Raw genomic sequence first — 23,498 nt, 5'->3', positions numbered from 1 at the left:
CGTCCGAGCGCAGGCCATACGCGGACGCGGGACGTACCGGAGTCCGACAGCGCCGGGCACCTCCGCCGGCCCGATACCTGCGCGCACCGAACCCGGGCCGGGTGGCGGCCGCTGCCGCCCGGTGCACCTCCGTCGCCGTTCCGCGCGGAACGCGGCCGGTCCGACGCCCGGCAGCGCCAGTGGAACGGTATCCGAAAGTGCTGCGTGCGGGACTGCGAGGGTGCCGAAGGCGAGGTTACGGCGCTGTATGGACCCGGCCGCTCAGGCGGTCGCGACCAGCCCCAGTTCGGCGTCGGTCGCGAGGAGCTCATGGGCCGGCAGCACCCGCACCGTATAACCGACGGACCCCGACAGCGGCACCGGAGTTTCGACCGTGAACAGATCCAGCGTGGAGTCCGGATGCTCACGGCCGGCATGGGACATGGCCACGATGCTGGTATCGGACAGCTCGTCCTCGACACAAACCCGGCCCACCACCGCCTGAACCACCACGTCGCCCGGGTGCAGCCCGCCCAGGTCCACGCGCGCCGTCAGCGCCAGCGGCGCGCCGACCACCGGGATATCCGGGAGCCCGGCGGCATCCACCCGGCCGACCCGCACCCGCGACCAGGCCTCCTCCACCCGCCCGCGGTATCGCGCCAGCTCCCGCGCGCCGCGCAGATCGTCCGCGGTGACCCGCCGGGCCGCGGCGGCGGCCGGAGCGTAATACCGTTCGGCGTACTCACGCACCATCCGGTCCGCGGGCACCCGCGGACCGAGCGTGAGCAGCGTATGGCGCACCATCTCCACCCAGCGCACCGGTATCCCGTGCGCGTCCCGGTCGTAGAACCGCGGCGCGACCGTCCGCTCCATCAACTCGTAGAGAGCCGCGGCCTCCAGATCGTCGCGCCGGTCGGCGGCGACACCGTCGGCCGTCGGGATCGCCCAGCCGTTCTCCCCGTCGAACATCTCGTCCCACCAACCGTCCCGGATGGAGAGATTCAACCCGCCGTTGAGCGCCGATTTCATCCCCGAGGTACCGCACGCCTCCAGGGGGCGCAGCGGGTTGTTCAACCACACATCACAACCCCAGTACAGGTAGCGGGCCATGGACATGTCGTAGTCGGGCAGGAAGACGATGCGGTGCCGGACCGCCGGATCATCGGCGAAACGCACGACCTGCTGGATCAGCGCCTTCCCGCCCTCGTCGGCCGGATGGCTCTTACCGGCGACCACCAGCTGCACCGGACGTTCGGGGTCGGTCAGCAGATCCCGCAGCCGGTGCGGATCCCGCAGCATGAGCGTCAGCCGCTTGTAGGTCGGCACCCGGCGCGCGAAGCCCACCGTCAGCACTTCGGGATCGAAAACCGAATCCACCCAGCCCAGTTCGGCATCGGCGGCGCCGCGCTGCCGCCACGACTCGCGCAACCGGCGACGCACCTCCCGGACCAGGGTGGCACGCAGCGTATTACGGATCACCCAGAGCCGCTCCGGTGCGGTATCGCGCATCCACTCCCAGGCTTCCGGGTAGTCGGCGGCCTCGGCGAGTTCGCCCCATTCCCGAGCCGCCCAGGTCGGGGCGTGCACACCGTTGGTCACCGAACCGATCGGCACCTCGGCGGTGTCGAACCCGGGCCACAGCGAATCGAACATGCTCCGGCTCACCTCCCCGTGCAGTCGCGATACACCGTTCGCGCGCTGCGCCAGCCGCAACCCCATATGCGCCATATTGAACACCGACGGATCGGCCTCCCGGCCCAGCGCGATGATCCGGTCCACCCCGACCCCCGGCAGCAGCGGCGATTCCGGTTCCCCGGACGAACCACCGAAGTACCGGTGCACCAGCGAGACCGGGAACCGGTCGATCCCGGCCGGTACCGGCGTGTGGGTGGTGAACACCGTCGCGGCCCGCACCGCCGCCAGCGCGGTGTCGAAATCGTGCCCGGCGGCCAGGTACTCGCGGATCCGTTCCAGGCCGAGGAAACCCGCGTGGCCTTCGTTCATATGGAAGACCTCGGGGTCCGGGAGGCCGGTCGCCGCGGTGAAGGCCCGCACCGCCCGTACCCCGCCGATACCGGCGAGGATCTCCTGGGCGATCCGATGATCCTGGTCCCCGCCGTAGAGACGGTCGGTCACCGCCCGCAGATCCGGATCGTTGGCCGCGATATCGGAGTCCAGCAGCAGCAGCGGCACCCGGCCCACCTGGGCGATCCACACCCGCGCCGAAAGCACCCGCCGGTCCGGCATCGCCACATGCACGAGCACCGGCGAGGAATCCGCGGTCAGCAGCCGCAGCGGTAATCCGTGCGGATCCGGCGCGGGATAGTGCTCGGCCTGCCACCCGTCGGAGGTGAGCGACTGCCGGAAGTATCCGGACCGGTACAGCAACCCCACCCCGATCAGCGGCAGGCCCAGATCCGACGCGGCTTTCAAATGGTCGCCGGCCAGGATGCCGAGACCGCCCGAATAGATGGGCAGTACCTCCGTGACCCCGAACTCCATCGAGAAATACGCGATACCGCGCACCCCGGTATCGGCGACCGGCTGCTCCAGGTAGGCCCGCAGGTCCGCCGCCACCGCATCCAGCCGCGCGCAGTAGCGCGCGTCGGCCGCGAGCTCCGCCAGCCGCTCCCGCGGTACCTCCCCCAGCATCCGCACCGGATCGTGCCCGATCTCCTGCCATCGCACCGGGTCCAGCGCGGCGAATACATCCTGGGTGGGGCCATGCCACGACCAGCGCAGATTCGTCGACAATTCGCCCAGCGCGGCCAGACGCTCCGGCAGATGGGCGCGGACGGTGAACCGACGCAGTGCCTTCATCCGGACGAGCTTATGTCGACGACGGCACGGGGTCGCGGCGGCCCCGGCGGAGACGGCACCTGCGGCCGACACGGCGGGAACCCGGGGGCCGCGACGCCGGGACGGCCACCCGCCAATAACGTTGTGTGGATGACCGGCCGCATCGCCATCGATGACACCGCCCCGCACCTCCCCGGAGGCTATCCGGCGAAGGCCGTGGTCGGGGAGGTTTTCCCGGTGCGGGCCGTGGTGTGGCGCGACGGGCACGGCACAGTGGGCGCGACCCTCGCCGTACGGCCTCCGGGTTCGTCTCGTTCCACCCGGGTCGCGATGACCCCCGACTACGAGCCCGATGTCTTCAACGGCATCTTCACCCCCGATACGCCGGGGCTGTGGCACTACCGGGTCGAGGGCTGGGCCGATTCCCTGGCCACCTGGCGCGCGGCGGTGGAGGCGAAACTGGCGGTCGGGCAGGGCGCGGCCGAACTCGCCAATGATCTGGAGACCGGCGCCCGCCTGTTCGAACGGGCTGCCGGAACGGTGCCCAAAAAAGAATTCGAGCGGCTGCGCGCGGTGGCGGCCGCGCTACGCGGTACCGAACCGCTGCCCGCCCGGGTGGCTCCGGCATTCACCGACGAGGTCGCCGCGATACTGCGCGACAATCCCCTGCGCGATCTGCTCACCCGCGGCCCGCAGTTCTCGGTCCTGGTGGAACGTCCCCGCGCCCGTACCGGCTCGTGGTACGAATTCTTCCCGCGATCCACCGGAGGCCGCGCCGCCGATGGAACCCCGATCCACGGCACGTTCGCGACCGCGGCCGCCGAACTGCCCCGGATCGCGGCCATGGGTTTCGATGTCGTCTACCTTCCGCCGATCCATCCCATCGGCTCGGTGAACCGCAAGGGCCGCAACAACGCGCTCGTCGCGGGCCCCGACGATATCGGCTCACCGTGGGCGATCGGCTCGGCCGCCGGCGGCCACGATGCCTTCCATCCGCAGCTCGGCACCGAAGCCGATTTCACCGCCTTCGTCCGCGCCGCGGCGGAACTGGGCCTGGAGGTGGCGCTGGACCTCGCGCTGCAGTGCGCCCCGGACCACCCGTGGGTGAGCGCGCACCCCGAATGGTTCACCACCCTGCCCGACGGCACCATCGCCTACGCCGAGAATCCGCCCAAGAAGTATCAGGACATCTATCCGCTCGATTTCGACAACGACCCCGACGGCTTGTACGCCGAGGTGCTGCGGGTGGTGCGGTACTGGATCGGACTGGGAGTGAAGATCTTCCGCGTCGACAATCCGCACACCAAACCGGCCGATTTCTGGGAGTGGCTGCTGGCGGCGATCCGCCGGACCGATCCGGATGTGATCTTCCTGTCCGAGGCCTTCACCTACCCGGCCCGTCTCTACGGTCTGGCCCGCCGCGGTTTCAGCCAGTCCTATACCTATTTCACCTGGCGGACCCGCAAACACGAGCTCACCGAGTTCGGGCTGGAGCTCGCGGCCAAGGCCGACGAGGCACGACCCAACCTGTTCGTCAACACCCCGGACATCCTGCACGAGAGCCTGCAACACGGGGGCCCGGGTATGTTCGCGATCCGGGCCGTACTGGCCGCCACCCTCGGTCCGAGCTGGGGTGTCTACTCCGGATACGAACTCTACGAACATCAAGCGGTACGCCCGGGCAGTGAGGAATACCTGGATTCGGAGAAGTACGAACTACGGCCCCGGCCGTTCGCCGAGGCCCGGGCTCGCGGTGAATCGCTGGAACCCCTGCTCACCCGCCTGAACGAAATCCGCCGCCGGCACCCCGCGCTTCAGCAGCTGCGCTGCCTGCACTTCCACCACATCGACAACGACGAATTGCTGGCGTACTCGAAGGTCGACCCGGCCACCGGGGACGCCGTACTGATGGTGGTGAATCTGAACCCCTTCGGCGCCGAACAGGGCATGCTCTCGCTGGATCTGCCCGCCATCGGCCGCGAATGGCACGACCACCCGGTGGTGTACGACGAGATCAGTGGCGAGCAGTACCACTGGGGGCAGACCAACTACATCCGCCTGGACCCCGCCCGCGCGGTGGCCCACATCATCGCCCTGCCGTCCGTACCGCATGAGGCCCGAGCCGGGCTGGCCCACCGCAGGACCTTCCGATGAGGCCGCCGTGAACCGGCGCGATCTGCTGCTGCTCGCCGCCGGTAGCCACCCCGACCCCCATACCGTCCTCGGTGCCCATCCCCACCCGGACGGCACCGTCGTCCGGGTGCTGCGGCCGACGGCGGAATCGGTGTCCGTACTGGTCGGCGGCACCGAACACCGGCTGGAGGCCCTGGAGCACGGCGTCTTCGCGGCCGTCCTGCCCTACCCGGAGCTACTGGACTACCGGATCGTCACGACCCACCCGCACCACCCCACCACCGTCACCGCCGACGGCTACCGGTATCTACCGACCCTCGGCGACCTCGACCTGCACCTCGTCAACGAGGGCCGCCATCAGCGCCTGTGGCAGGTCCTCGGCGCCCATCCGCGCCGCTATCCCGGCCTGGACGGCGAGGTCACCGGGGTCTCGTTCGCGGTATGGGCACCCAATGCGCGGGGTGTCACGGTTTTCGGCGATTTCGACCACTGGCACGGCGGTACCTGGCCGATGCGGGTGCTCGGGAACTCCGGTGTGTGGGAGGTCTTCGTACCCGGCGCGACCCCCGGCGACCGCTACAAGTACCGCGTGCACGCCGCCGACGGCCGCACGGCCGATCACGCCGACCCGCTCGCCTTCGCCACCGAGATCCCCCCGGCCACCGCCTCGGTGGTCACCGAATCCCGGCACCGCTGGACCGATCAGCACTGGCTCGCCGCCCGGGCCCGCACCGACCCCACTCGAGCGCCGCTGAGTATCTTCGAGGTCCACCTCGCGTCCTGGCGGCCCGGGCTGACCTACCCGGAGCTGGCCGAACAACTCAGCGAGTACGTACGCCGCCTCGGCTTCACCCATATCGAAATCCTGCCCGTCGCCGAGCATCCGTTCGGCGGATCCTGGGGTTATCAGGTCACCTCGTACTACGCCCCGACCGCGCGCTTCGGCACCCCCGACGAATTCCGCGCCTTCGTGAACCACCTGCACGCCGAGGGTATCGGTGTCATCCTGGACTGGGTGCCCGCGCATTTCCCGCGCGACGCCTGGGCCCTGGCCCGGTTCGACGGCACCGCCCTCTACGAACACCCCGACCCGCGGCGCGGCGAACAGCCCGAATGGGGCACCTACGTCTTCGACTACGGCCGTCCCGAGGTGCGCAATTTTCTCGTGGCGAACGCCCGGTACTGGATCGAGGAATTCCATATCGACGGGCTGCGCGTCGACGCGGTGGCCGCCATGCTCTACCTCGACTACGCCCGGCCCACGGATGGTTGGGAACCGAATGCCCACGGCGGCCGGGAGAATCTGGAAGCCGTCGCCTTCCTCACCGAGCTGAACGAGAGCCTGCACACCTCCTACCCCGGCGTGGTCACCATCGCCGAGGAGTCCACCACCTGGCCCGGGGTCACCCGCGCCACCGAGGTCGGTGGGCTCGGTTTCACCATGAAATGGAATATGGGCTGGATGCACGACACTCTCGGCTACCTCGGCCGCGACCCCGTGCACCGGGCCTGGCACCACAACGAGATCACTTTCTCGGTGATGTACGCGTGGAGCGAGAACTACGTGCTCCCGCTCAGCCACGACGAGGTGGTCCACGGCAAGGGCACGCTGTGGACCCGGATGCCCGGTGACGAGTTCGCCAAGGCCGGTGGGGTCCGCGCCCTGCTCGCCTATATGTGGGCCCACCCCGGCAAACAGCTGTTGTTCATGGGCCAGGAGTTCGGTCACTACCGCGAGTGGTGGCACGATCACCCGCTCGACTGGCACGAACTCGACAACCCGCTGCACCGCGGTATCCAGGTACTGGTCGGCGACCTCAACCGCGTGTACCGGGCGCATCCGGCGCTGTGGAGCCAGGACACCACCCCCGGCGGTCATTCGTGGATCACCTGCGACGACCGGGAGAGCAATGTGCTGGCCTTCCTCCGGCACGCGGCCGACGGCAGCACGGTCGCCTGTGTCTGCAACTTCTCCGGCGCCACCCGTACCGGCTACCGGATCGGCCTCCCGGCCGACGGCGACTGGATCGAGATCCTGAACACCGACGCGCTCGAATACGGGGGAACAGGCTGCGGGAACCTCGGGATGGTGTACGCCGAACCGATCGGCCGGCACGATCGGCCGGCTTCGGCCGCGATCACTCTCGGGCCGCTCAGCGTCATCTGGCTGGTCGCGCGTCCCTGATCCGCCGGGCTGGTGCCCGGCCCGGCGGATACGGCTCAGTACAGCGCGGTCGCCAGTTTCCGGCGGGCCGCCACCACGAACGGTTCCGCCTGGTCGAACAGTTCGAAGAGCTCGAGCAGCCGGGTGCGCACAGCGGTGCGGTCGTCGCCCGAGGTGCGCGCGACCATCGCGATCAGCCGGTCGAACGCCGCCTCGGGACGCTGCTGGAACAATTCCACATCGGCGGCGTCCAGCGCGGCGGCGACATTGCCCGGATCCGCATCGGCGGCGGCGATCGCCGATTCCGGTAGCTCCTGGGCCCGCCCCAGGAAATTCACCTGCCGCAGCGCCGCTCTGGCCTCGGCGTTACCGGGCTCCTGCGCGAGGATCGACTCGTAGGCCGATGCCGCGCCGGCGAAATCGCCCTGTTCCAGCAGGGCCTCCGCCGTGGCGAAACGTGGGTCGGCGGGCTGTTCCGGTTCCACTCCCGGATCACCTTCGAGCTTGCCCTCCACCGCCTGAACCACGGCGGCCAGCCACTGCCGGACCTGCGGTTCGGGCTGAGCGCCCTGGAAATCGGCCAGCGGCTGCCCGGCCGCCACGGCGATCACCGTGGGAATACCCTGCACCCCGAACGCCTGCGCGATCCGCATATTGCTCTCGGCTTCGACGGCCGCCAGATCCCAGCTGCCGTTCGCCTCGGTCACCAGGCGCTCGAGCAACTGCACCAGTTCGATACTGCCGGGGCTGCGCTGGGAGTACAGCGCCACCACCACCGGCACCTGTGTGGAGCGGCGCAGCACCTTGGCTTCGAAATCCGCCTCGGTGACCGTATGGTCACCGCTCGCGGCGGCCGCGCCCGCGGGGGGCTGTTTCAGAGCGGACAGATCCACCGCCCCGGACATGGCGGCGGCTACGGCGGGTGAAGGACGGCGAGCTGCTGGTCGAGTCACAGGGTCCAGTTTGTCACGAGGAGGCGGCGAGAGTCTTCGGGGACTCGGCGGTCGAATCCGTGGCGGGTTCGACCAGTTTGCCGGTGCGCACGGCCCAGACCTCGAAGAGGACGGTGAAGAAGGGCGGGATGCTGGACAGCAGGGCCAGCACCGTGGTCTTCCAGTTCCACTCCAGCTCGCGAGAGGCCAGCAGAGCCACCAGCAGGAAGAGGACGAAGACACCGCCGTGTACCGGGCCGAAGATCTTCACCCCGATCTCGTTGCCCTCTTCGGGGAGGTACTTGAAGGCCATCCCGATCAGTAGTCCCAGCCAGGACAGCGCCTCGAGCACCGCGAAGAATCGGAACCGACCGGCAGTGGTGCGCAGACCAAGGAAGTTCATGCGCACCATTGTGCCCTAGCCACTACAGAGCGTCGTAGCCGAATCGGTCACACCGGGCATACCGGATGTTCTAAACCTTGATGATCAGCGCATCACCCTGACCGCCACCGCCGCACAGGGCCGCCGCGCCGATCCCACCGCCACGCCGCCGCAATTCCAGCGCCAGATGCAGCACGATCCGCGCGCCCGACATACCGAGCGGATGCCCGATGGCGATGGCACCACCGTTGACGTTCACCTTCTCCGGATCAATACCGAGTTTGCGGGTCGAGGCGATCCCGACCGCGGCGAAGGCCTCGTTGATCTCCACCAGGTCCAGATCGGCGGGCGCGATCCCCTCCTTGGCGCAGGCCTTGGCGATCGCATCGGCGGGCTGGTCCTGCAGGGTCGAATCCGGTCCGGCCACCACACCGGCCGCGCCGATCTCGGCGATCCAGCTCAACCCCAGCTCCTGCGCCTTGGTCTTACTCATCACCACCACCGCGGCGGCACCGTCGGAGATCTGCGAGGCCGACCCGGCCGTGATGGTGCCGTCCGCACGGAACGACGGGCGCAGCTTGCTCAGCGATTCCACGGTGGTGTCGGCCCGGATCCCCTCGTCCTGCCGGACCACGACCGGATCGCCCTTGCGCTGCGGCACCTCGACCGGTACGACCTCGTCGTCGAACACCCCGTTCTTCCACGCGGCGGCCGCCCGCTGGTGCGAGGCTGCGGCGAACGCGTCCTGATCGGCGCGCGTGACCGGTTCGCTGTCGTTGCGCTGTTCGGTGAGCGCGCCCATCGCCTGATCGGTGAAGATATCGTGCAAACCGTCGTAGGCCATATGGTCCCGCAGCGTCACATCGCCGTACTTGAATCCCGTGCGACTCTTCTCGAGCATATGCGGCGCGCGGCTCATGGACTCCTGGCCGCCGGCGACCACGATCTCGTACTCACCGGCCCGGATCAGCTGATCCGCCAGCGCGATCGCATTGATCCCGGACAGGCACACCTTGTTGAGGGTGAGTGCCGGAACATTCATCGGGATACCACCGGCGACCGCGGCCTGCCGCGCCGGGATCTGTCCCGCACCCGCGGTGAGCACCTGCCCCATGATCACGTAGTCGACCTGGTCGCCACGCACTCCGGCCTTCTCCAGCGCCGCGGCGATCGCGAAACCGCCCAGATCCGAACCGCTGAAATCCTTCAGGCCGCCCAGCAGCCGGCCGACGGGGGTACGCGCCCCGGCGACGATCACGGAGTTGGTCACGACGAGCCTCCTGTATCTATGGCGCCGCTTCCGGCGGCGCGCGGTCGGGGCCCTCGGGACCCCGGGTCTTCACCCCGCCGGTCGGTCGCTGCGCTCCCTATCCTCTGGCCGCTCCAGCCCCGGGGCGGGCCCCCACCACGAATGTGGCACCACTCGGTGGCGGGCCGGGCTCCGGGCCGTCACTCCCATCGGTAGGTCGCCGTGCCCTTCCTCTGGTCGCTTCGGACCGGGCGGGTTTGTTACCCGGGACGTGTCCGGCGGTGCCGGTCGGCCCTGTCGATCCCGGTTCTCCACTTCCGTCGGCCGGTCGCTGCGATCCCTCCGGCGGCTCGGGGCCGGGCGTATCCCGCCTGTTACAGGCGGAGGGGTATCGAGGCCGTCTGCGACGGATCCCGCGACCCCACCCGGTCCGGACCGGCCTTCGGCGCGCACGTCCGGTGGGACGCGCACGGGCGGTCTACTCCACGGTAGCTTGTGGCGGCTCCCGACCTTTCCGGAGGTATCCGCAGATCGCCCGCGGATACCCGAGGTCGCCCGCCCTCAATTTGCGGCCGATCGGGGTCGCACCCGCCACGGCCGAACCGGAACGCGCTACTTTCGAAGGGTGAGCACCGCTACCCCGTCATCAGAATTCATTCCCGCCGACTACATCGTCGCCGTGGACCACGTCGGTATCGCCGTTCCCGACCTCGACGCGGCTGTCGCTTGGTACGCCGAGAATCTGGGCCTGGTCGAAACCCACCGAGAGGTCAACGAGGAACAGGGCGTTCAAGAAGCGATGCTTTCCGCGCCGGCCGCCGAGGACGAATCGACTGCTCTGCAGTTGCTGGCCCCCCTGGACGAGACCTCCACCATCGCGAAGTTCATCGACCGGAGCGGGCCGGGCCTGCAGCAGCTGGCCTTCCGTGTCACCGATATCGAAGCCGTTTCCGCATATCTGCGTGATCGCGGCCTGCGCCTGCTCTACGAGTCGCCGCGCCGGGGCACCGCCGACTCCCGGATCAATTTCGTCCACCCGAAGGATGCTGGCGGTGTGCTGGTCGAGCTACTCGAGCCGGATCCGAATGTTACGCATTAGTATCGAAATCGGGCTTTCAGGAGTCCCTCCGATAACAATTCCGGTCGAGTCACCATGCGCGGGTCTCAGGCTGTAGTTTGTTGGCCATGTCGTCACCCGAGTCCGATCGCAATCGCTTCGTTGCGCTGCCCTTCACCGTTGTGCGCAAGGGTTATGCGCAAGACGAGGTGCGTAACTATTTCGACCGCTTCGATGCCGAGTTGCGGGTAACCGCCACCGACCGTGATGCCGCCGCCGCCCAGGCCCGGAATCTCGCCAGTCAGCTGGAAGACGCCCGAGACGAAATCGACGAGCTCCGTAAGGAAGTCGACCGGCTCTCCGTACCGCCGACCACCGCGGAGGGGATGAGCGATCGCATCTCCCGCATGCTGCGATTGGCCTCCGACGAGGCGTCCGAAGTTCGCGCTCTCGCGCAGGCCGAAGCCGCGGAGATGGTATCCATCGCCGAGCAGCAGGCCGCGGAAATGCGCGGCAAGTACGAATCGCTGCTCGCCGAGACCAAGGAGAAGCGCGAAGCTCTCGAGATCGAGTACGAGCAGACGCTGGCCAACGCTCGTACCGAATCCGCGAAGATCATCGAGGCCGCCCAGGCCGAATCCGAGCGTCTGGCCAAGGAGTCCGAGGCCAAGCGCAAGGCGGCCCAGCAGGACTTCGAGGTCACCATGGCGGAGCGGCGTACCAAGCTGACCCGCGCCATGGAGGAGCTGGAGGCCACCAGCCGCGCCGAGGCCGCTCAGCGCATCAAGGACGCCACCGACGAGGCCAACCGTCTCATCACCTCGGCCACCCAGACCTCCGAGCGCAAGATCGCGCACGCGAAGGAACTGGCCGAGGAGATGCGCGTACTGCGTGGCCGGGTGCTTGCCCAGCTGCTCGGTATCCGCGGCCAGCTCGATTCGGTGCCCGCCATGCTCGCGGCGGTCAACCGGGAGAGCGAACTGCTCGACGGTGTGCCCGAACAGCCGCGCAAGTCCATCGGCGGCGGCCAGAACAAGTCGGTCGGCGGATCGCGGCAGAAGGCGATCCCCGAGCTGAGCGCCGAAGACGAGGCCGACGATATCGTCGAGGAAGAACGAGAAAGCGCCGACATCAGCAACTAGAGCTGCTGTCGGACGCATACGGCGACACCGTGAACCAACCGAAGGCCGCCCCGCCGGGGCGGCCTTCCCCATATCCGCGCCCCGGCGCACCACCCGGGATCAGGACCAGCGCCGGGTGATCCCGCGGGTACGTCGTCCACTCCAGCATCCCCGGTGCCAGTGCCGGCGATCGGTTTCCCCACCGTCCATCGGCCAGGCCACCACATGCGCCACCCCCGGCATGATCTCGTGATCACATCCGGGACAGCGGTACCGCTTCACCGCCCGCGAGCCGGGCACGGTGCGTACCACGTACTCGTCTCCGTCCGGCCCGGTCTCCGTCCTGCGGTAGACATCCCCCAGCCCGGTCCCCAATTGCCGCGACGGCGCCGTGTGGCGCTCGTTACGCGGTTTCCTCCGTGGCATACCTCCAGCTTAGAAGAGCCGGAATTCGTTGCTCTCCGTGCCACGTAGGGCGTCGTAATCCAGGGTGAGGCAGCGGATCCCACGATCCTCCGCCAAGGTACGTGCCTGTGGTTTGATCTGCTGCGCCGCGAACACCCCCGCCACCGGCTTCAACAGCGGGTCCCGGTTCAACAGTTCCAGGTAGCGGGTGAGCTGCTCCACCCCGTCTATCTCACCGCGCCGCTTGATCTCCACCGCCACCGTCTGCCCGTCCGCGTCCCGGCACAGCAGGTCCACCGGACCGATCGCCGTCATGTACTCGCGGCGGATGAGGCTGTACCCGGTACCGAGCGTCTCCACGTGCTCGGCCAGCAGCTCCTGCAGATGCGCTTCCACCCCGTCCTTCACCAACCCCGGGTCCACGCCGAGGTCGTGGCTGGAATCGTGCTCGATCTCCTCGATACCGATCCGCAGCTCCTCCCCCGCCTTGTTGCTCACCACCCACAGCGCCTTCAACTGTTCCGCCGCCGGATCGGGCTGTCGCTCGGCCAGCCGGCACGGCGGACTCATCCAGTTCAGGGGCTTGTACGAACCCCCGTCGGAATGCACCAGTACCGACCCGTCCGCTTTGAGCACCAGCAGCCGGCGCGCCATCGGCAGATGAGCGGTCAACCGCCCCACGTAGTCGACCTGGCAACGAGCAATCACGAGTCGCATCCGGCTGAGTCTAGGCGCTGAGCATCGCGGCGCCCGCACAGGTCGCCGAACCCCTACCGGCCGTGAACTGTTGACCATCGGATGGTCTACCGCCGGCCCCGCCGGTCGATCCGATAGTGAGAAAACCCCCGAAAACGCCTCGAGGGGGCCCGATATCGGGCCCCCTCGAGGGAAATATGTTCCGGCGGTGTCCTACTCTCCCACACCCTGTCGAGTGCAGTACCATCGGCGCTGGCAGGCTTAGCTTCCGGGTTCGGAATGGGACCGGGCGTTTCCCTGCCGCTATAACCGCCGTAACTCTATGAAACTGTCACACAGAGAGATTGTCACACGGGCCCGGTGAGGGGGTGGTGTGGTGTCTTCTGTATCTGTGTGTTGTTTCAGATACTGCACAGTGGACGCGTAGCAACCTTTGTTTGTAAGTCCTCGGCCTATTAGTACCGGTCACCTCCACACGTTACCGTGCTTCCAGTTCCGGCCTATCAACCCCATGGTCTGTAGGGGGCCTTAACCACTCGGGGTGGTGGGAAACCTCATCTTGGAACAGGCTTCCCGCTTAGATGCTTTCAGCGGTTATCCCTTCCGAACGTAGCCAACCAGCCGTGCCCCTGGCGGGACAACTGGCACACCAGAGGTTCGTCCGTCCCGGTCCTCTCGTACTAGGGACAGCCTTCCTCAAGTTTCCAACGCGCGCGGCGGATAGAGACCGAACTGTCTCACGACGTTCTAAACCCAGCTCGCGTGCCGCTTTAATGGGCGAACAGCCCAACCCTTGGGACCTACTCCAGCCCCAGGATGCGACGAGCCGACATCGAGGTGCCAAACCATCCCGTCGATATGGACTCTTGGGGAAGATCAGCCTGTTATCCCCGGGGTACCTTTTATCCGTTGAGCGACACCGCTTCCACTTGCCGGTGCCGGATCACTAGTCCCGACTTTCGTCCCTGCTCGACATGTCTGTCTCACAGTCAAGCTCCCTTGTGCACTTGCACTCGACACCTGATTGCCAACCAGGCTGAGGGAACCTTTGGGCGCCTCCGTTACATTTTGGGAGGCAACCGCCCCAGTTAAACTACCCACCAGGCACTGTCCCTGAACCAGATCATGGTCCGAGGTTAGAGGTCCAATACGATCAGAGTGGTATTTCAACGACGACTCACCGGACACTGGCGTGCCCGTTTCATAGTCTCCCACCTATCCTACACAAACCGTACCGAACACCAATACCAAGCTATAGTGAAGGTCCCGGGGTCTTTTCGTCCTGCCGCGCGTAACGAGCATCTTTACTCGTAATGCAATTTCGCCGAGTCTGTGGTCGAGACAGCAGAGAAGTCGTTACGCCATTCGTGCAGGTCGGAACTTACCCGACAAGGAATTTCGCTACCTTAGGATGGTTATAGTTACCACCGCCGTTTACCGGGGCTTAAATTCTCAGCTTCGCGCCGAAGCGCTAACCGGTCCTCTTAACCTTCCGGCACCGGGCAGGCGTCAGTCCGTATACATCGTCTTACGACTTCGCACGGACCTGTGTTTTTAGTAAACAGTCGCTTCTCTCTGGTCTCTGCGGCCCAAACCAGCTCGGGAAGTGAATTCCGTCACCAGCTCGGGCCCCCCTTCTCCCGAAGTTACGGGGGCATTTTGCCGAGTTCCTTGACCACAGTTCTCTCGATCGCCTTAGTATTCTCTACCTGACCACCTGTGTCGGTTTGGGGTACGGGCCGTGTACCAACTCACTAGAGGCTTTTCTCGGCAGCATAGGATCACTGAATTCGCCTCAATCGGCTACGCATCACCTCTCAGGCTGATGTTGTGCGGATTTGCCTACACAACGCCCTACAGGCTTACACCAGTACAACCACTGACTGGCCCAGCTACCTTCCTGCGTCACCCCATCGCTTGACTACTACACCCGGGGTCGTGCGCAGCCCCCTCACGTCTCCCGAAGGAGATCGCTCAGGTTTTGGGCACTTAGCACAGATGATTCGCCATTGGGCGCGGATACACGGGTACGGGAATATCAACCCGTTGTCCATCGACTACGCCTGTCGGCCTCGCCTTAGGTCCCGACTCACCCTGGGCGGATTAACCTGGCCCAGGAACCCTTGGTCATTCGGCGGACGAGTTTCTCACTCGTCTTTCGCTACTCATGCCTGCATTCTCACTCGCGCAGCCTCCACAACTGGGTCACCCCGCTGCTTCCCTGGCTACACGACGCTCCCCTACCCAGCCGCACCACTGCACACACCCCCGCAGGGATGTGTGGATGTCTTGTGCGACTGCCGCGGCTTCGGCGGTGTACTTGAGCCCCGCTACATTGTCGGCGCAGGATCACTCGACCAGTGAGCTATTACGCACTCTTTCAAGGGTGGCTGCTTCTAAGCCAACCTCCTGGCTGTCTGCGCAATCCCACATCCTTTTCCACTTAGTACACGCTTAGGGGCCTTAGCCGGCGATCTGGGCTGTTTCCCTCTCGACTACGAAGCTTATCCCCCGCAGTCTCACTGCCACGCTCTCACACACCGGCATTCGGAGTTTGGCTGACTTCGGTAAGCTTGTGGGCCCCCTAGGCCATCCAGTAGCTCTACCTCCGGTGTGAAACACGTGACGCTGCACCTAAATGCATTTCGGGGAGAACCAGCTATCACGGAGTTTGATTGGCCTTTCACCCCTACCCACAGCTCATCCCCTCAGTTTTCAACCTAAGTGGGTTCGGGCCTCCACGACGTCTTACCGTCGCTTCACCCTGGCCATGGGTAGATCACTCCGCTTCGGGTCTAGAACACGCGACTGGAACGCCCTGTTCGGACTCGCTTTCGCTACGGCTACCCCACACGGGTTAACCTCGCCACATGCCGCTAACTCGCAGGCTCATTCTTCAAAAGGCACGCCATCACCCACCCACCGAAGTGGCGCAGGCTTTGACGGATTGTAAGCGCACGGTTTCAGGTACTATTTCACTCCCCTCCCGGGGTACTTTTCACCTTTCCCTCACGGTACTAGTCCGCTATCGGTCACCAGGGAGTATTCAGGCTTACCGGGTGGTCCCGGCAGATTCACAGCAGATTTCACGGGCCCGCTGCTACTCGGGCATCATCCACGGGAGCCGTTGAGTTTTCGCCTACGGGATTCTCACCCTCTACGACAGGCCGTCCCAGACCACTTCAGCTAACACAACGGTTTCTTACTCCCGCCCGATCCGGCAGAATCGGGAAGAATGACCCCACTACCCCACACACGCAACCCCTGCCGGGTATCACACGTGCCTGGTTTAGCCTCATCCGCTTTCGCTCGCCACTACTCACGGAATCACATGTTGTTTTCTCTTCCTGTGGGTACTGAGATGTTTCACTTCCCCACGTTCCCTCCACACACCCTATATATTCAGGTGCGGGTAACACGACATCACTCGTGCTGGGTTTCCCCATTCGGACACCCTCGGATCACAGCTCGGTTGGCAGCTCCCCGAGGCTTATCGCAGCCTCCTACGTCCTTCATCGGCTCCTGGTGCCAAGGCATCCACCGAACGCTCTAAAACACTTACAAAACAAAGATGCTCGCGTCCACTGTGCAGTTCTCAAACAACACACCCACCCGAACCTTGCACCCGCACCAGCCGACGACTTCGGCAGAAGCCCTCGCGGTATGACGGAGATCCGAGCGGATCGTATCTTTTGCCTGGAAAGAACGTCTGTTCTTTCAGGACCCAACAGTGTGTTGACTACTTGAAATCCGGCCACCCCGCCTCGCGAGAGGAAGGGCACACGGCCGGCGCATGTCAGCGTTCCACCCATGAGCACCATCGGAAGACATTCGCTTCCGGAATGGTCTCTGCCACGACCGGGACTCGACTGTTCGAGCCGGCGTGGAGAATGCTCCTTAGAAAGGAGGTGATCCAGCCGCACCTTCCGGTACGGCTACCTTGTTACGACTTCGTCCCAATCGCCGATCCCACCTTCGACGGCTCCCTCCCACGAGGGGTTAGGCCACCGGCTTCGGGTGTTACCGACTTTCATGACGTGACGGGCGGTGTGTACAAGGCCCGGGAACGTATTCACCGCAGCGTTGCTGATCTGCGATTACTAGCGACTCCAACTTCACGGGGTCGAGTTGCAGACCCCGATCCGAACTGAGACCGGCTTTAAGGGATTCGCTCCACCTCACGGTATCGCAGCCCTCTGTACCGGCCATTGTAGCATGTGTGAAGCCCTGGACATAAGGGGCATGATGACTTGACGTCGTCCCCACCTTCCTCCGAGTTGACCCCGGCAGTCTCTCACGAGTCCCCGCCATTACGCGCTGGCAACATAAGATAAGGGTTGCGCTCGTTGCGGGACTTAACCCAACATCTCACGACACGAGCTGACGACAGCCATGCACCACCTGTACACCGACCACAAGGGGGCCTACATCTCTGCAGGTTTCCGGTGTATGTCAAACCCAGGTAAGGTTCTTCGCGTTGCATCGAATTAATCCACATGCTCCGCCGCTTGTGCGGGCCCCCGTCAATTCCTTTGAGTTTTAGCCTTGCGGCCGTACTCCCCAGGCGGGGTACTTAATGCGTTAGCTACGGCACGGATCCCGTGGAAGGAAACCCACACCTAGTACCCACCGTTTACGGCGTGGACTACCAGGGTATCTAATCCTGTTCGCTACCCACGCTTTCGCTTCTCAGCGTCAGTTACTGCCCAGAGACCCGCCTTCGCCACCGGTGTTCCTCCTGATATCTGCGCATTTCACCGCTACACCAGGAATTCCAGTCTCCCCTGCAGTACTCAAGCCTGCCCGTATCGACCGCAAGCTCGGGGTTGAGCCCCGAGTTTTCACGATCGACGCGACAAGCCGCCTACAAGCTCTTTACGCCCAGTAATTCCGGACAACGCTCGCACCCTACGTATTACCGCGGCTGCTGGCACGTAGTTGGCCGGTGCTTCTTATACTCCTACCGTCACTTTCGCTTCGTCGGAGTCGAAAGAGGTTTACAACCCGAAGGCCGTCATCCCTCACGCGGCGTCGCTGCATCAGGCTTCCGCCCATTGTGCAATATTCCCCACTGCTGCCTCCCGTAGGAGTCTGGGCCGTGTCTCAGTCCCAGTGTGGCCGGTCGCCCTCTCAGGCCGGCTACCCGTCGTCGCCTTGGTGGGCCATTACCCCACCAACAAGCTGATAGGCCGCGGGCTCATCTCGCACCGATAAATCTTTCCACCACCAACCATGCGGTTGACGGTCGTATCCGGTATTAGACCCAGTTTCCCAGGCTTATCCCAGAGTGCGAGGCAGATCACCCACGTGTTACTCACCCGTTCGCCGCTCGTGTACCCCGAAGGGCCTTACCGCTCGACTTGCATGTGTTAAGCACGCCGCCAGCGTTCGTCCTGAGCCAGGATCAAACTCTCCGTTGAAGACTCACAATCACACCCGAAGGCGCAATCAAAAGTACAAACTAGAGTCCGAAAACCCAGCAAAACAAATCGCCAGCCGGAATTTAGCTGACTTAAATGTTCGGCCCTCCACACGGGGGTATGAAGAACCGAAACCAAATTAAATATTTGGCACTGACATTCATCAACACACTATTGAGTTCTCAAAGAACACACGCACACTCTGTCTCGCGGCATTTGAGCCGCTCGATCAGTGAGGCAACTTCCTAAGCTTAGCTCATCCGTTTTTCCGATTGCAAATCGGCGTCCCGGTCGAGCCAGTGTGATCGTCAGGCGCTCCTCGTCCTACCTCGTTTCCCTGGTCCCTCCGGCTCGGCGTTTCCGCCTCGCTCCGGGCCCCTGGTCGGTGTCCGTGTCGCTCTGACTTGGATAAAGTTACGCGGCATCCAATTCAATGTCAAATCGCCTGGTCAACAGTGGTTCTCGGCGCATATTTCGATGCGCTCGAGAACGCCTGCCGACGCGGAATAGTCATCACGCGGTACCCACCCGTTCGACATCCGCACCGAGCGCCCGGAGTTTCTCCACGAAGTTCGGATAACCGCGGTCGATATGGAATACGTCGTGCACCTCGGTGACCCCATCGGCGACCAATCCGGCAAGCACCAGACCGGCGCCGGCCCGGATATCGGAGGACCAGACGGGCGCACTGGACAGCCGCGGGATTCCGCGGACCACCGCATGATGACCGTCGGTGCGGGCATCGGCCCCGAGGCGGATCATCTCCTCCACGAAACGGAACCGCGCCTCGAAGACGTTCTCGGTGATCATCGACGTACCGTCCGCGATCGCCGCCAGGCCGATGGCCATCGGCTGCAGATCCGTGGGGAACCCGGGGAAGGGCAGCGTCGAGAAGTTCACCGCTCGCGGGCGGTCCGGCTGGAGCACCCGGAAGCCGTCCGGTTCGAACGAGATACGCGCACCGGCGGAGCGCAGTTTGTCCAGCACCAGCGCGAGATGCTGGGGATTGACGCCGGTCACCCGCACATCACCCATGGTCATGGCGGCGGCTATACCCCAGGTCGCGGCGACGATACGGTCGCCGATCACTCGATGAGTGGTGGGTGAGAGCCGCTTCACGCCGTGGATGGTCAGCACCGAGGTACCGGCACCCCGGATCCGGGCGCCCATCTGGGTGAGCATGGTGCACAGGTCGACGATGTCGGGTTCGCGGGCGGCATTGTCGATCACCGTCTCCCCCTGGGCCAGCACCGCGGCCATGAGGATGTTCTCGGTGGCACCGACCGACGGGAAGTCCAGCCGGATCCGGGCGCCCTGCAGCTCGTCGGCCCGGGCCACCACGCAACCGTGCTCTATCTCGCTGGTGGCACCGAGCAACCGCAGACCTGCCTGGTGCATATCCAGCGGCCGGGAACCGATCGCGTCCCCGCCCGGCAGCGCGACCACCGCCCGTTTACAACGGGCCATCAGCGGACCGAGGACGCAGACCGAGGCACGGAACTGGGTCACCGCCGGGAAGTCGGCGTGGTATTTGGGCTCGGCCGGGGTGTCGATGGTCACCACGTCACCGGTGATGGTGACATCGCAGCCGAGACCGCGCAGCACCTCCGCCATCAACGGGACATCGAGGATATCCGGGCAGTTCGTAATGGTGGTGGTGCCTTCGGTGAGGAGGGCAGCGGCCATCAGTTTCAAGACGCTGTTCTTGGCGCCCCCCACCGAGACCTCACCGACCAGCCGGTTGCCGCCAGTTACCAAAAACCGTTCCATGCCGCCTCTCCGAGTATTCGGCGCACCAGTGAGTGCAAGGATAGAGCGCCGACGATCGCTGCACGCTGTCGGCCGAAAGAACACCGGACGGCCACCTCCGGTCCGGTCCGTCGCCGGTGCCGGCCTCAGCCGCCGGGCGCGCTACCCGAACCGGACTCCGCTCCGGTTTGTTCGCTCCGCTCGGGCCGCGGCGTCTCCGTATCGTCGCCCCGGCCGCCCCCGGGCCGCCAGAGCACATCGCCTTCCGGGTTGGTGTAGCGGCTGAGGATGAACAGCAGATCCGACAACCGGTTGAGGTACTTCGCCGGTAGCGCACTCGTATCGTCGGGATGAGCCGCGACCGCTGCCCAGGCCGAGCGTTCGGCACGACGCACAACCGTGCGGGCGGTGTGCAGCAGCGCGGCGAGCGGGCTACCGCCCGGCAGGATGAACGAGTTCAGCGGAGCCAGCTCCGCGTTGAACTCGTCGCACCAGGCTTCCAGACGTTCGATATAGGCCGGGGTGATCCGCAACGGTGGATACTTCGGGTTCTCCACCACCGGCGTGGACAGATCCGCCCCCGCGTCGAACAGGTCGTTCTGTATCCCGCGCAGCACTGCCGTCAACGCCGGTCCCGGAGCACCCAGGGCGATGGCCACACCCAGCGCGGCATTGGCCTCGTCGCAGTCCGCGTACGCGACCAGCCGCGAATCGGTTTTGGCCACGCGGGAGAAATCACTGAGCCCGGTGGTCCCGTCGTCGCCGGTCCGGGTGTATATCCGCGTCAGGTGCACGCTCACAGACCCACCATAAACGCTCGGCCGTACCACGACGGGCTCCCGGCGAGCACGTCTTCGTACCGCCCCGCCGGCTTCCGGCGATTCAGTGGCCGCGCAACCTACGGGCCCGCTCGGAGGGCCGGGACTCCACCCAGGACAGAAAAGCGGTCAGGGCGTCCCGATCCAGCGCCAGCTCGTAGTCGCCGCCGCGGTCCGACACGCCGATAACCGAGATCTCGTCGGTCATGATGTCGTATTCGTCACCCTGCGGCTTGCGGCGGTCGCCGATTTCGATACCGCGGCGACGGATCACCGAATCCGCGCCGAGTTTGAGACTGGTGAGCTTGAAGAAGACGAGATGATCCTCGTCGTAGCGGATGACACCGTGGCGCCAGCGCTCCCCGCCCCGAGCGGGCAGTACGCGGAGAATGGCGGCCGTACCGCCGCGCCGCAACATCACCAGGCGATAGGTGGAAACCAGGGCCAACGCGACCAGCACGAGCACCAGAATGATCAAAAGCACCATCCCGGTCTGCAATGCCGCACATCCCTTCGCTCATCCGCGGTGACCGCCGACTACGCCCGGCCGGTACACCCGACGACATTCAACCATGAACCAGTCTACAAACAGCACAGGGAGGGCGTGACCGACGTGATGTCATCGATCCTGCCGGTGGACGGTGACCACATTCACGTCACGGACCCGCCGGATGAACGAACTCCGGCCGGCGACGAAGAGTTCGTCGCCGGCCGGAGCCTGTTTCCGTTCGGTTGCCCGTAGGGGCGTTCAGGACGAGGTCGACTGTTCCACCGCACGCACCCGGCCCTGAGCGGCCAGCTGCGCTTCCGGCGATGCCGAACCGTCGGACAGCACCTTACGTGCCGTCTCGATATCGACCTCCGAGGAGAACTCGGCGCTCTCGGCCAGCACGCGCACCGTATCGGCGGTGACGGAGAAGAATCCGCCGTGCACCGCGGCCACGATCCGCTGGCCCTCGCTGTCCACGATGGTCACCGTGCCGCCCTCGACCAGCTGGCCGAGCAGGGGTTCGTGACCGGGCATGATACCGATCTGTCCCTCGGTGGTCTGGGCGCTGACGAAACTCGCCCGGCCCGACCACAGTCGCCGCTCGACCGCGACGAGATCCACTGACATATCCGCCATCGGACTACTTTCCGGCGATCTTCTTCGCGGCCGCCTCGACATCGTCGAGACCACCGCAGCTGTTGAACGCCTGCTCCGGGAAGTGGTCGAATTCGCCCTTGCAGACCCGGTCGAAATCGTCGATGGTCTGTTCCAGCGGCACGACCGAACCCGGCTGACCGGTGAACTTCTCGGCCACGATGAAGTTCTGGCCGAGGAACTTCTCCAACCGGCGGGCGCGACCGACGAGAACCTTGTCCTCTTCGGAGAGCTCATCCATACCGAGGATGGCGATGATGTCCTGCAGTTCCTTGTACTTCTGCAGGATCCGCTTCACCTCGTTGGCCACCGCGAAGTGCCGGTCGCCGACGATCGAGGCCTCGAGGATACGAGAGGTCGAGGTCAGCGGGTCGACGGCGGGGTAGATACCCTTCTGCGAAATCGGGCGGGAGAGCTCGGTGGTCGCGTCCAGGTGGGCGAAGGTGGTCGCCGGGGCCGGGTCGGTGTAGTCGTCGGCGGGCACGTAGATGGCCTGCAGCGAGGTGATGGACCGGCCGCGGGTCGAGGTGATGCGCTCCTGCAGTTCACCCATCTCGTCGGCCAGGGTCGGCTGGTAACCGACAGCCGAGGGCATCCGGCCCAGCAGGGTCGACACCTCGGAACCGGCCTGGGTGAACCGGAAGATGTTGTCGATGAACAGCAGCACGTCCTGGTGCTGCACATCGCGGAAGTACTCCGCCATGGTCAGCGCGGACAGGGCGACGCGCATACGGGTGCCCGGCGGCTCGTCCATCTGGCCGAAGACGAGGGCGGTGTCCTGGAGGACGCCCATCTCCTCCATCTCGAGACGCAGGTCGGTGCCCTCACGGGTACGCTCACCGACACCGGCGAACACCGAGGTACCGGAGAACTCCCGCGCGATACGGGTGATCATCTCCTGGATCAGCACGGTCTTACCGACACCGGCACCACCGAACAGGCCGATCTTGCCGCCCTTGACGTACGGGGTCAGCAGGTCGATGACCTTGATACCGGTCTCGAGGATCTCGGTCTTGCCCTCGAGCTGGTCGAAGCTCGGCGGCTTGCGGTGGATGCCCCACTGCTCGCCGTCCCGGCCGAGACCGGGCGTGTCGAGGCATTCGCCGAGGGCATTGAAAACGTGGCCCTTGACGACATCACCGACGGGCACCGAGATCGGCTTGCCGGAGTCACGGACCTCGGCGCCGCGGACCAGGCCGTCGGTGGGCTGCATCGAGATGGTGCGCACGATGTTGTCACCGAGGTGCTGGGCGACCTCGAGGGTCAGGGTCTTGGCCACCGCCTTCAGAGTGATATCGGCGTTGAGGGCGTTGAACAGGTCTGGGATGGAGCCCCGTGGGAATTCGACGTCCACGACGGGGCCGATGACGCGGACCACGCGGCCCGTGGCGGCACCGGTCCGGCTCGACTCTTCTCGAGTAACAGCTGCGGTCATTGTGTCTGGTTCTCT

15 protein-coding genes, 3 rRNA genes and 1 pseudogene are annotated in these 23,498 nt (G+C 65.4%); 5 read left to right on the top strand and 14 right to left on the bottom strand.

The genetic code is table 11. From position 1 onward, the window contains the following. Positions 1 to 261: 261 nt before the first annotated feature. The gene (gene glgP, locus ACYR7D_RS11175; protein WP_459549532.1) at positions 262 to 2,799 is read right to left on the bottom strand and encodes an alpha-glucan family phosphorylase; all 2,538 of its coding nucleotides are present in this window, start codon (positions 2,797 to 2,799) and stop codon (positions 262 to 264) included. A gap of 129 nt (positions 2,800 to 2,928) precedes the next feature. On the opposite strand from glgP, the gene ACYR7D_RS11170 reads away from it, so the two are divergent. Together ACYR7D_RS11170 and glgB are read left to right on the top strand one after the other, a co-directional pair. Further along, positions 2,929 to 4,932: an alpha-1,4-glucan--maltose-1-phosphate maltosyltransferase gene (locus ACYR7D_RS11170; RefSeq protein ID WP_459549531.1), complete on the top strand. Its 2,004-nt coding sequence runs from the start codon at positions 2,929 to 2,931 to the stop codon at positions 4,930 to 4,932. Beyond that, positions 4,889 to 7,096 (top strand): 1,4-alpha-glucan branching protein GlgB, encoded by a 2,208-nt coding sequence (glgB, locus tag ACYR7D_RS11165; protein WP_459549530.1) that lies wholly within the window; start codon positions 4,889 to 4,891, stop codon positions 7,094 to 7,096. Before ACYR7D_RS11170 ends, glgB begins: the two co-directional genes overlap by 44 nt. 35 nt (positions 7,097 to 7,131) lie before the next feature. On the opposite strand, the gene ACYR7D_RS11160 is transcribed toward glgB, so the two are convergent. The 3 genes from ACYR7D_RS11160 to ACYR7D_RS11150 form a co-directional block, all read right to left on the bottom strand. Then, positions 7,132 to 7,980 carry a tetratricopeptide repeat protein gene (locus ACYR7D_RS11160; protein ID WP_459550122.1) on the bottom strand — a complete coding sequence of 283 codons (849 nt, stop codon included), beginning with the start codon at positions 7,978 to 7,980 and terminating at the stop codon, positions 7,132 to 7,134. A 61-nt stretch (positions 7,981 to 8,041) separates the two neighbouring features. Next, complete coding sequence (locus ACYR7D_RS11155) at positions 8,042 to 8,410, bottom strand: DUF3817 domain-containing protein (RefSeq protein ID WP_459549529.1); 369 nt, start codon at positions 8,408 to 8,410, stop codon at positions 8,042 to 8,044. A gap of 70 nt (positions 8,411 to 8,480) precedes the next feature. Continuing rightward, on the bottom strand, positions 8,481 to 9,659 hold the full coding sequence (locus ACYR7D_RS11150) for an acetyl-CoA C-acetyltransferase (protein WP_459549528.1): 1,179 nt from the start codon (positions 9,657 to 9,659) through the stop codon (positions 8,481 to 8,483). Between the two features lie 604 nt (positions 9,660 to 10,263). Here ACYR7D_RS11150 and mce point away from each other — a divergent pair. Beyond that, positions 10,264 to 10,737: a methylmalonyl-CoA epimerase gene (mce, locus tag ACYR7D_RS11145; protein WP_459549527.1), complete on the top strand. Its 474-nt coding sequence runs from the start codon at positions 10,264 to 10,266 to the stop codon at positions 10,735 to 10,737. 86 nt (positions 10,738 to 10,823) lie between these two features. Beyond that, positions 10,824 to 11,837: a hypothetical protein gene (locus ACYR7D_RS11140; protein ID WP_459549526.1), complete on the top strand. Its 1,014-nt coding sequence runs from the start codon at positions 10,824 to 10,826 to the stop codon at positions 11,835 to 11,837. Between the two features lie 99 nt (positions 11,838 to 11,936). Here the strand turns inward: ACYR7D_RS11140 and ACYR7D_RS11135 are convergent, their stop codons facing one another. The 8 genes and pseudogenes from ACYR7D_RS11135 to ACYR7D_RS11100 all read right to left on the bottom strand — a co-directional run bounded on the left by ACYR7D_RS11135 (position 11,937) and on the right by ACYR7D_RS11100 (position 21,391). After that, positions 11,937 to 12,242: an ATP/GTP-binding protein gene (locus ACYR7D_RS11135; protein WP_459549525.1), complete on the bottom strand. Its 306-nt coding sequence runs from the start codon at positions 12,240 to 12,242 to the stop codon at positions 11,937 to 11,939. Positions 12,243 to 12,251: 9 nt separating this feature from the next. Further along, positions 12,252 to 12,938 (bottom strand): endonuclease NucS, encoded by a 687-nt coding sequence (nucS, locus tag ACYR7D_RS11130; RefSeq protein WP_459549524.1) that lies wholly within the window; start codon positions 12,936 to 12,938, stop codon positions 12,252 to 12,254. A 179-nt stretch (positions 12,939 to 13,117) separates the two neighbouring features. Then, positions 13,118 to 13,234, bottom strand: a 5S ribosomal RNA gene (gene rrf, locus ACYR7D_RS11125). A gap of 118 nt (positions 13,235 to 13,352) precedes the next feature. Further along, a 23S ribosomal RNA gene (locus ACYR7D_RS11120) occupies positions 13,353 to 16,481 on the bottom strand. Between the two features lie 337 nt (positions 16,482 to 16,818). Next, positions 16,819 to 18,337, bottom strand: a 16S ribosomal RNA gene (locus ACYR7D_RS11115). Together the 16S, 23S and 5S rRNA genes form the textbook arrangement of a ribosomal RNA operon. Positions 18,338 to 18,850: 513 nt before the next feature. Further along, positions 18,851 to 20,107, bottom strand: coding sequence for a UDP-N-acetylglucosamine 1-carboxyvinyltransferase (gene murA, locus ACYR7D_RS11110; protein ID WP_459549523.1), 1,257 nt, complete (start codon positions 20,105 to 20,107; stop codon positions 18,851 to 18,853). Positions 20,108 to 20,316: 209 nt separating this feature from the next. After that, a pseudogene (locus tag ACYR7D_RS11105) lies at positions 20,317 to 20,886 on the bottom strand (cob(I)yrinic acid a,c-diamide adenosyltransferase); the annotation flags it as partial. Between the two features lie 82 nt (positions 20,887 to 20,968). Then, positions 20,969 to 21,391: a DUF2550 domain-containing protein gene (locus tag ACYR7D_RS11100; RefSeq protein WP_459549522.1), complete on the bottom strand. Its 423-nt coding sequence runs from the start codon at positions 21,389 to 21,391 to the stop codon at positions 20,969 to 20,971. A 39-nt stretch (positions 21,392 to 21,430) separates the two neighbouring features. Between ACYR7D_RS11100 and ACYR7D_RS11095 the strand changes: the two genes are divergently transcribed. After that, complete coding sequence (locus ACYR7D_RS11095; RefSeq protein ID WP_459549521.1) at positions 21,431 to 21,646, top strand: hypothetical protein; 216 nt, start codon at positions 21,431 to 21,433, stop codon at positions 21,644 to 21,646. Between the two features lie 6 nt (positions 21,647 to 21,652). Here the strand turns inward: ACYR7D_RS11095 and ACYR7D_RS11090 are convergent, their stop codons facing one another. Both ACYR7D_RS11090 and atpD read right to left on the bottom strand, forming a co-directional pair. After that, positions 21,653 to 22,030 (bottom strand): F0F1 ATP synthase subunit epsilon, encoded by a 378-nt coding sequence (locus ACYR7D_RS11090; RefSeq protein ID WP_459549520.1) that lies wholly within the window; start codon positions 22,028 to 22,030, stop codon positions 21,653 to 21,655. Between the two features lie 4 nt (positions 22,031 to 22,034). Next, positions 22,035 to 23,483, bottom strand: coding sequence for a F0F1 ATP synthase subunit beta (atpD, locus tag ACYR7D_RS11085; RefSeq protein ID WP_459549519.1), 1,449 nt, complete (start codon positions 23,481 to 23,483; stop codon positions 22,035 to 22,037). Between the last annotated feature and the right edge of the window lie 15 nt (positions 23,484 to 23,498).

Source organism: Nocardia sp. X0981 (assembly GCF_977089955.1).
The sequence above is the reverse complement of the archived record's forward strand: the minus strand, read 5'-3'. Positions and strand labels throughout refer to the sequence as shown.